This is a genomic window from Pseudomonas sp. AGC41 (genome assembly GCF_057334555.1).
Genome location: NZ_JBHFJB010000022.1, coordinates 254,017 through 263,282, shown reverse-complemented (window position 1 = coordinate 263,282; position 9,266 = coordinate 254,017). Strand labels below are relative to the sequence as shown.

Here is a 9,266-nt window from a genome sequence, read left to right as displayed (position 1 = left end):
GGTCAAAACCGTCGAGCATCCAGTTGAGTTCCTGGACGGTCAGGACTATCGCCTCGTCGCTGGCATCGGGCGATGTTTTAAAGCGCTCGGATTCGAGGCGCTTGAGCCATAGGCAGAAGCCATTGCGCTCCCAATATAAAATCTTCACTCGGTTGCGGGGCTTGTTGAGGAAGACGAAAAGCACGGGGTCAAAAACCGCGACCTTAATGTCCAACTCGACCAGCGCAGCCAGGCCGTCGATGGACTTTCGGAAGTCGACGGGTTTGGGATACAGATACACTTTTTCGACTTTTGCATCGGGTCGCATCATGGCGAACGAGCTCCAGAAAGAATCGGGAGCACAGCATCCGGGATCAGCTAAGCGCTTTGAATGTGGGGTTCATGGAGCGCTTACGATTTTTCGATAGAACGCTAGAGCCACCCCAGCCCCGTTCAGTAGATCTCAGTTTTTGACCTGCCACATGCCCAGGTCCATTATCGCGCAGTGCGCTAGAGTGGTTAGCTATTTCCTACAAAACACTGACCACTAGCGACTTCTTCTGATCATCGCTAATGAAGTGATCATCCTGGTAATGATCCTTGGCACTGAGTCATAGCCAGACAATCAGATGGGAGTTGATCGGTGCCGAGGCGCCGACCGTGGGAGCTAATCGATGCTACCGCAAAGGTCCTAGCAGTGATTGTCTGCAGTCAAACTGGTATCTCCCCTTGCTCAGAAGCCCAAGGCATCCATCAGCAAGGCGGTAACTCGATTCGGCAAGCAACACTGCATCAGGGCATTGCAAGCGTTCAGGCTGGGCGGAGCTGGAATTTCTTAGCAGTCACAATGACCTGGGCTGTACGGAGCATGGGATATTGGTCCTGTTGCAACCGTGAACCAGCCCCAGTGACAGTTGAGAGCAATGAAGTCGCTCATGAAAGTGAGCGCTCACTACTATTGTGAAATAACGCCCTTCTTGGATCATCTTGTAAGAAAGCCAATCATTACGGCCAATCCCCGATTCCTTCGAGAGTCTTGAGGCGTCTAGGACATACTTGACAGCTACCGTCAGTTTGGTGTGTCCAGGCGACTACAGTTGTGCCCGGATCAATAAACTTCAGCATGCAGTAAAGGTGTGGGTGGTAAGCAGAAATATACAGTTCTTCCAAGCGGTCAAGCACATTTCGTCGATGTTATGTTGCAGAAAACAAGCTTTGCCGCGGCAAGGGCATTTGGGGAATGTAGGTTAGTTAGCATGTGAATGTTTTTTGGGGCCGTTCATGGCACTCATCTGTTGAAACTGCTGCGCCCCCCTTTAGAATCCAAAATTTTATGGTGTTAAGGTCGTTGAAAGACAGATGTTCAATGTATCTGAGCGTCACGTCCTAGTTAATCGGCGATTATAGCATGTCGAGTACTTGATGGAATTCAAGTCGCTTCGATTCGGCTAGATAAGATAGGAGCTAATAACGTCAGTTGGTCACTAAATAGCCGCTGACTAATCAATTCTAGATGCCATTCTTAAATCATTGCAAATATTCAAGTGTTAACCTAATTACCGACCGAGTGTAAAAGGTGAGGGCGATTTTCGTCAGTGCCTTATTCTGTGGTGGGCGTAGTTATAGTGAGACAATATTCTGGAGAGGTTGTGAAAATGACTATTAGCAGAAATCTAGCTTGACATGGCAGGCGCATGCGAGCGGTAATTATCAGTTAAATAATAGATAATTGGTGTGCTGCTCAGTCCGTACTGCGTTCAGTTACGTTTTTTTGGATTGGGTGAGGCGCGGGGATTAGAGGTGTGACTTAATCGGTTGCAAGTAATGCTTTAACTATAATTGCTTTTCCAGATCTATTCACCTGCTTCGGGGCGGTATACCGCCACCCCGAACTGGATCAGTAATCTCGGGTCCATAGCGATGTGGCGAGTTTAAATGAGCTCAAGGTCAGAGTGTGGCGAGCTTGGGCGGTTGAGTGGGCTTGAGTTTTTTCACACCATGATAAGCAAATGCTAGACTGAAGAAAATTAGAATTATCGAAGCGAGGGCGACACTATCGAACCCCCCTAGGCTAAACGAAGCCCCGCCAATCGCAGGCCCGATTGCGGTGCCAACATTGAGGCATGCGCCACCTGCTGCAGCCCCCTCACCCGAATCGTCGAGCTCTGCAAGCAAAGCTTGTTGGTAAGGTATCGCAAAACAGCCGAAAGCTCCGAGAAGTGCGGTGGAGATCATGAATATCTGGATGCTATCGCTGCTATACATTCCTATCGAAACAAGAACAAGGCAGAAGCACGAAACGAGGATCGGCGACCTGTAACCAAATCGATTGCCAAGATACAATGCCAACAGAGTTGCGGGAACTTGCATGAAGCCACAAGCGGAAAATGCTAATGAAGTTTGTTGAGTAGTGGCGTTTAGTGCTTCAGCGACAGTTCCTGCAAAGGCCCAACCCACGCCCTGTGATGCGACGAGTGCTCCAATTGATAAAACCGCGCTCGGCACGCCAGGTTTCAACCAGGCGCGTCGCCCGGCGCTCAATGAAACATTATGGCCTGAAGTTGCTCTACCTCGTGCTGCAGGCAACCAAGCAACGGACACACCAAGTACCAGGGTAATGGCAAGTTCAGTGTAGTCAAGTCCGACGCTTCCTACAGACTCCATCACGGCGGGCAAAACGTACATAAGAATCGCCGCTAGAGCTGCGACCATACAGATTATCCGGGCATAAATTTTTTCGGGCTGTAGGAACATAGCAGGGACCGCAGTTACGGCGGCAGTGACAATGCCTAGACCTATCCCGAAGAAAGTGCGCCCGATAAGCACCGGTGTGAGGGATGTAGAGACGGCCGACAAAAACATGCCTATTGCGGCTATTACGAGACCTATCATACACATCTTCCGCTTATCGGCAGAAGCCACAAAAGGCACACACGCCATCGCGGCAAATGCGAGTGCCATTAGCTCCCACGATGTAATCCAGCCTGCTGCTGCTTCCGTGACTGAGAGCCGTTCACGCAAGCTGATCACGTCATAGGGCAGTCCTAAGAAACACAGCCAGGAAAGAGATGCTATTGCTTGTACAGCGAATGCTTCCGCACTACTCAAATTGCGCTTTAACGTTGTCATATGCCCACCAATAGACATTTTGTTATTGTAGGTCCGGCTTTAGTCAAGCTGGATTATTTAATTGGCAGTTCAAACAGCAATTTTTTTATAATCAAGGCGTTAAGTCAATATTGACTGGGTTGGCCTGATTTAAAACCTATTCATGAAGGTTCTATGCCCTTACATTTTTCCTTGATTGCGATGCTAAAATCTCGTTGTCCGTAACGAAAGCACATCTATTGAGACGGTCGCCTAATTTTTCTATAAAATGAAACCTCCTTAGCAGATAAAATAACCCTTTTATCTGCATAGTAGCAATTAGTTGATTAGTTAAAAAGCATGGAAGAGCTTGCTTATAGTATCTAACTTTAACAATATGTCTGGAATCATCAAGGCTGCACCTCAGTGCTCGCGGGTGTTTGATAGCCAAAAATTCTCCTATGACCTCCGAGTACTGCTTAGTGACATTAATTTGTGTCATTGGGGTAGCGAAATAGTTAGTCAATCGAAGTAAGATCGCAGCCCACCCGGCTTAACACGTGCTGCATGTTCGAAAATATCTGGCGTGCCTGGGCTTTCATACCATTTCGGCCTACGATATCGCCATTCAAGTCAAACGCGACTTGTCGCGTCAGGAATGGAAACTCATCGCATTTGACATTCTGGAAAATGAGGCATTTCTCATTCACGGTCGGACCTGACGAATTCAGCATTGTTCATAAAATAATTATTTTACCGTCTATTGTATTGAGCGGGTTTTGATGTCATGCGACGTAGTATAGCTAGCCCAATCTAAAATTTTTAGCATCGAGCTGCATGACCGTCAAGTTGCTATGTATGGCTGCTACCACCACACTTCAACGTAGGACGCAATATACGGATGTGCCACTCGTTGCATATATCCATTTTTGGTTTGTGGCTAAGACCACTGCGTATGATTCATTCGCACATCATTTACATATCAATGAGTTAGAGAAATCTATTGGTGCGAGAGCTTGAGTTTAGCCCATGCCCCTCTACTGCCTAAGCCAATAGCGAGAGATAAACGTTGAATTATAATATTCTATGATTAGTTAAAAAGTTAAAAAAGCTAAGGACGTCGCTTCCACCCGCGTGGACGGAAGAGGGCTTCGCTCTTTACAAGAGGCCGCAAATCTGAGGTAACCGCCGCAAACGTCTGGGATTCTGGAGGCGCCAACCATCTCTGCACAGCGCCGGAGGCATGTCTCCTGACGCAATAGCTCTACACCATGCTTTGACCTTGCTCGGGTCGAGGCCAAAGGGTGAAGCCTGCGTTTTTAACGGGTGAAAGGGGGGGATTTATTAACCTCTGTTGGACCAGGTGCCAGCTACGCAGGGCGCCCACAAGCTGCTAACGTCCAAGCCTATGGACTAATACCCTCCGGCCTGTTCAGGACCAGTCAGCGATTAGCACAAGTGGCTTGGGCTGTAGGCGACATATGGCAAATACTGGCCTCGATCAGGTTGTGGCCGGGCAACGAACTTCGGATTTTTGAGTCCCATCGCGCGAAAGCAGGGCTGCCAGCTAGCCCCTCAGGCCGCATACGCTTAGCGCTCGGGAGTCCCAGAACAAAACGCTAGGCGCATCGGCACTGTCAAGGCCGTCGCCTCTTCTGCTTGGCATGATCGCCTGCCGGGCCAAAACCAGTTCAAAAGGTTCTCCGAAAAACTCCTCGACGAAGTGGAAACAGGCGACCGCGTGAATATCGAAAAGCATGTGCCTTTTCACAATATCAAGGGTGCCCGAGCCAGTTTCGACACTATGAGCGCCACCCTCGAACGTACCGCCAGTTTCAAGGTCAGCCAAGGAGCCAACATCGAAAGCCCGGCGAAGACGAATCCCGCAATCGGACATGCTCACTCTTAAACAAATGTAGCCAGTCGGAAAAAAAAGTTGCACCTAAAGCCTCGCTTTCATGAATGGCGGGCCCATTATGGTTGCTAGATTCGCAACGTCGTCTCTGTCTGGTCACCGGCCGTACTCTCTGACCGTAAACCCTGTGCCATCGGCCTGAATGCTTCGGCACTGTGCTTTGTTGCTGGCACTGCGTGGGGCGGAGCTGACGCACAGCTTGGTCGTCTGGCCACGCACGCTCCGTTGACAATCGTTAGCGATAGGCGTTGGAGAATGCGTGCTTTTGAGGTTGCTTTTTAAAACACGTTGCGTTCCGTTAAGCGGCCACGGAGGTTAGTATAATCGATTGGAAATATCCTTGGCGCAGAAGGTGCTGTATCCATCTCTGATGAATCAGGAATTCTTGAGAGCATGCCACAAACATAATTAATCACTTCTGCCGCATATACGAGAGCCGGATCAGAGGTAAGTGTGATCATGGCTAAGACTTGCAGTATGCCGCAGTGCTAATTAGGCCCAGGGGTGTAAGGTTTACTTCAATATTCAATGTGTTTAGGCATGTTTTGTGATCTGCGTCCCCGTCTTTGAATTAGCCCTAAAAATTTAGTTTTACCAAGAGACTTATCGCGCTTTGCTTCGTGCGTCCGACAATATAATGACTGACGACCCCACCATCTTCAATCCCATATTTGTTAGACCAGTAATCGTACTCCAGTCCGATATAGACCCGCTTTTTTTGCTGGCCGAGTGCTTCGCCTAAGTCAAATTTCAACTGTGGGTTGAAATGGAGATTTTTCTCTATTCTATCGCCTCGGTTTACGCTGCCTTTGGAATTTAGAATCCAGTCAATGTAACCGTCGAATGTTACATGAGTATTGAAAATAGGTGCTGTAAAACTCCATATAGGTGTGACTTGCCACAGCCCAGATGCCTTATTGCTAATTCCATCAGCCTGTCTATAATAAAAATTAAGCTGAAAAAAATCCGCTCCTGAAATGTCCAGGTCAAATCCAGGACCTATTAGATAATTTTGGAAACGGTTCTCGCCGCGTTCGTAGGTCGCGGCAAGCAATAAGTCGGTAATCAGACCAAGCCTGTAGTTACTATTGGTCAGTTTGTTCACTGATAGGCGTGGGCTGAATTCCCCGTAATAAGTGGACGAGCCAAGCGAGCTGTCTGACTCCTTGTCAAAATTTACCGAATCAATGACAGTGAATAAATCTCCCCAGCTCCAGCTACTTGAATGCTCGAGTGTATAAGTGTGTTGATTGGATGGATTGACTCTAAAATTTTGTCCGCTTATATAAGTGAAAGTATTCGACTGCCATATAAGGTTTGAGGAGTGAGCGGGTAGAGTCAGGCTACATAAACCGACGAGGGTTATTACATGGCGAATAAGAAAATATTGTTTTAAAAAACCCCTGCACGTGCGTTGCATGAAAAATAACAGGGGATCTTGATGGATGGAGGCAGAGTGAGCTGTCATGCGTTGATTATTATGGCTTTTCATGCGGCCCTCGCGCGAGAAGCGATCTGCTACAATAAAAGAACTATGGCAGCATTCGCTATTATTGTTGTAAAAAACATGAACAAAAATTGAAACTTAATTTGATATATGATCAATCGTTTGGCTGGTATTATCAAGTATAACTATAGGAATATGCGGGTTGGTAAGTTGCTTGCGTGGTACTTGCTGATGTTATATGCCAGCTCATCCCTGGAAGATGCGCTGGCATATTGCGGCTGAGTTACAGGGGGCGAACGTTTGTAATAACGCCAAACTGCTCCATTAGCGGTAGCATACGTTCGGACAACGCTTTCAGATCCTTTACGTAATCAGGAACGATAAGCATCAGGCCATCAAGCTGCCCTTCAGTGACCGTTCTTGCGAGTCTGCGCGCTACAGTTTCATAAGACCCTACAATTTCACCCGGCATTACGCAGCTCTTTTTAGCTCCGCCCGTCAATGCAAGGCTTGCATCACTTGCTGACTTAGAGCTGCTATTCTGGCTATAGCCAGCGGCAATATCGTCGAGACATTCAATATCTGCACCCTCATTAAAGAAAGCCATTAAGTCTTCGGCTTCTTTATCTGTTTCCCCAGGAATAACTGTAACGAGTCCGTAGGTCTTAAGGTTGGGCTTGTTGAGTTCTTTAGACATCTTTTTGGCATTGAGTGCTGATGAGATGGATTTTGGGTCGTCGCTTGCAACAATAAATGCAATATCGCAATTATCAGCAGCGAACTTGTAACCCCGTCCTGAAGCTCCGGCATTTACCAATGGGGGTATACGCGACGGTTTGGGTCCCATAGTAGCTTCATTTAGTTCGAAAAAATCACCTTTGTGACTAACCACCTGTTCAGTCCACAAACGTTTAGACACGGTCACCCATTCATCGCCTAGGTCGTATCGGGTATCGTGGTCCAATTTATCATTCCACAATCCGACGTGTGCCAGATCCAGGTAACTTGACCCCGTGACCAGATTTAGTCCGACCCGGCCGGGTGCGATCTGGTCCAGCGTCCCCATCATCTTGGCTATAATTGCTGGCGGGTATACGGTCATGTGAATGGTGCTGAAGATCTGAATTCGTTTCGTTGCTTGGAGAAGTGCTGCTGTTACCGTAAGGGATTCAAGCGAATCCATCCAATGCCGAGAAGGGCCTTTTCGACCGCGCCAGATGGCGGGACTTAGAGCAAAATCAAAATTGTACGCCTCGGCCAATTTTATAATTTCGAGCTGTCGAGCAAAACTTCCATCTTCAACCGCAGGTGAGTTAACGGAATGGATCCAACCATGGTTACCAACGGGAAGAAAAACGCCGATATCAATCAACTGTGCCATACTATTTACCTCAACGGTTTTATTATTGGAGCGTGTGGTTTTAGGATGAAATTTTAAGGAGCGAGTCGCCAATTGCATTAGCTTAAGTAGCTACCAGCTCAATTTTATAAAGTCAACGCCACTCATGCGCAGTCTCCTCAATTAAAAATAAATACTAAACAATCAAGCTTTGCAGGCCATAGCATGGTGGCGAAGCATATTCATATCGGATTAACTGCACATTCAGTTATGGTGGAGGGTATCCACGTTGGAGCTGGTGGCAGATCTAATACAAAGTTTGCCCACATCGCACGAAGTTGACGGCCTTTTATCTCGAAATCATCCTCGTTCAGGCCCGACAGCATTGGTGCCATTTTCCATGACTCATGAGAACCAAGTAAAAATGGCAGCTCAATACAGTGAGAAGCTTTCCATCCTGATTGTGGCGCCTGCCAGGTTAATTCGTAAGCCCAGCCACGCTGGCCATTGATGGCCACTTCGCGAAGTAGAGTCTTTGTGCTGTCAATTAAATATTGTTTATTATCAGATAGCACTCTATCTTTTACTGCGATAAACGTCTCGTTAGTTGGTTGTATAACATTTTCGCTCATATAAATGAAAGGCAGCGTGTCGTCGCTGGTCCAACCTGAAAGCACGGGAATCGTTATTGGCTTTTCAATGTGTGGCCGCACAGGGGCCCAGAGCTCAGACCTACCTAGAAGTTTTGAAAATTTTAACTGCGCATCCAGGAGCTCAGCGGTGGACAATATTTTTGGGTCGCAGCCGATGAAATTGTTGAAGTAATGTGATTGCTTTAATGCTTTTTTTTGATCATAAATAATATCCTTTTGGCCAAGGAAACCGCTTTGGATTATTGCTCTCTTAACATAACTCCCCAATCCCCATCGCAGCATGACCTCGATTGAGAATGCGCCCGCCGATTGACCAAATAATGTGATATTGTTTGGGTTGCCCCCAAACATAGCAATATTCTGATTAACCCATTTTATTGCTACTAATTGATCTGTCATAGCGGGGCTTGGAGAGTTTGATGAGAACAAAGCATTGTTGTAAAAATAACCAAAGACTCCTAGCCTTGCTGTTACAGTTACCACAACTAACTCGTGTTCGGTGGCTAGTTTATTACCATCATACCAAGGAAGTTCTCCGCCTCCGGTTATATTGGCACCGCCATGAAACCATATCATTACGGGGCGGCTACCTATATTCGATGTCGTAAAAATGGACAGTGTTTGGCAATCTTCGCTTTGTGTGAGCGGTGCTGGAGGACCTAACAGCGCATCGAAGCGCGATGCATGTTGAGGAGCAAGAGATCCACGTTCTCTTCCATTATAGATGTCAGAGGGAACCACATTGAGCTGTTCTGCAGGGGCAAAGCGCTTCGCCGCTGCATACCGTAGATTGCGATATACAAGACAGTTATTCATCAAATACCCCTGCAGTGAGACGAGATTATT

Annotated in this window: 6 protein-coding genes; 1 reads left to right on the top strand and 5 read right to left on the bottom strand. The window is 47.3% G+C overall.

Going from position 1 to position 9,266, the window contains the following annotated elements; genetic code table 11:
* Both tnpB and ACE04F_RS04000 read right to left on the bottom strand, forming a co-directional pair.
* A partial coding sequence (gene tnpB, locus ACE04F_RS04005; RefSeq protein ID WP_486104974.1) for an IS66 family insertion sequence element accessory protein TnpB occupies positions 1-310 on the bottom strand: 310 nt, incomplete at its 3' end.
* Between the two features lie 1,616 nt (positions 311-1,926).
* Complete coding sequence (locus ACE04F_RS04000; protein ID WP_434694832.1) at positions 1,927-3,108, bottom strand: MFS transporter; 1,182 nt, start codon at positions 3,106-3,108, stop codon at positions 1,927-1,929.
* Between the two features lie 1,699 nt (positions 3,109-4,807).
* On the opposite strand from ACE04F_RS04000, the gene ACE04F_RS03995 reads away from it, so the two are divergent.
* A complete protein-coding gene (locus tag ACE04F_RS03995; RefSeq protein ID WP_434694831.1) occupies positions 4,808-4,975 on the top strand; it encodes a hypothetical protein in 168 nt (55 codons plus the stop codon).
* Positions 4,976-5,558: 583 nt separating this feature from the next.
* On the opposite strand, the gene ACE04F_RS03990 is transcribed toward ACE04F_RS03995, so the two are convergent.
* The 3 genes from ACE04F_RS03990 to ACE04F_RS03980 form a co-directional block, all read right to left on the bottom strand.
* A complete protein-coding gene (locus ACE04F_RS03990) occupies positions 5,559-6,473 on the bottom strand; it encodes an outer membrane protein OmpK (protein WP_486104971.1) in 915 nt (304 codons plus the stop codon).
* Positions 6,474-6,711: 238 nt separating this feature from the next.
* A complete protein-coding gene (locus ACE04F_RS03985; protein ID WP_434694829.1) occupies positions 6,712-7,809 on the bottom strand; it encodes an LLM class flavin-dependent oxidoreductase in 1,098 nt (365 codons plus the stop codon).
* Between the two features lie 200 nt (positions 7,810-8,009).
* A complete protein-coding gene (locus ACE04F_RS03980; protein WP_486104969.1) occupies positions 8,010-9,236 on the bottom strand; it encodes a carboxylesterase family protein in 1,227 nt (408 codons plus the stop codon).
* Between the last annotated feature and the right edge of the window lie 30 nt (positions 9,237-9,266).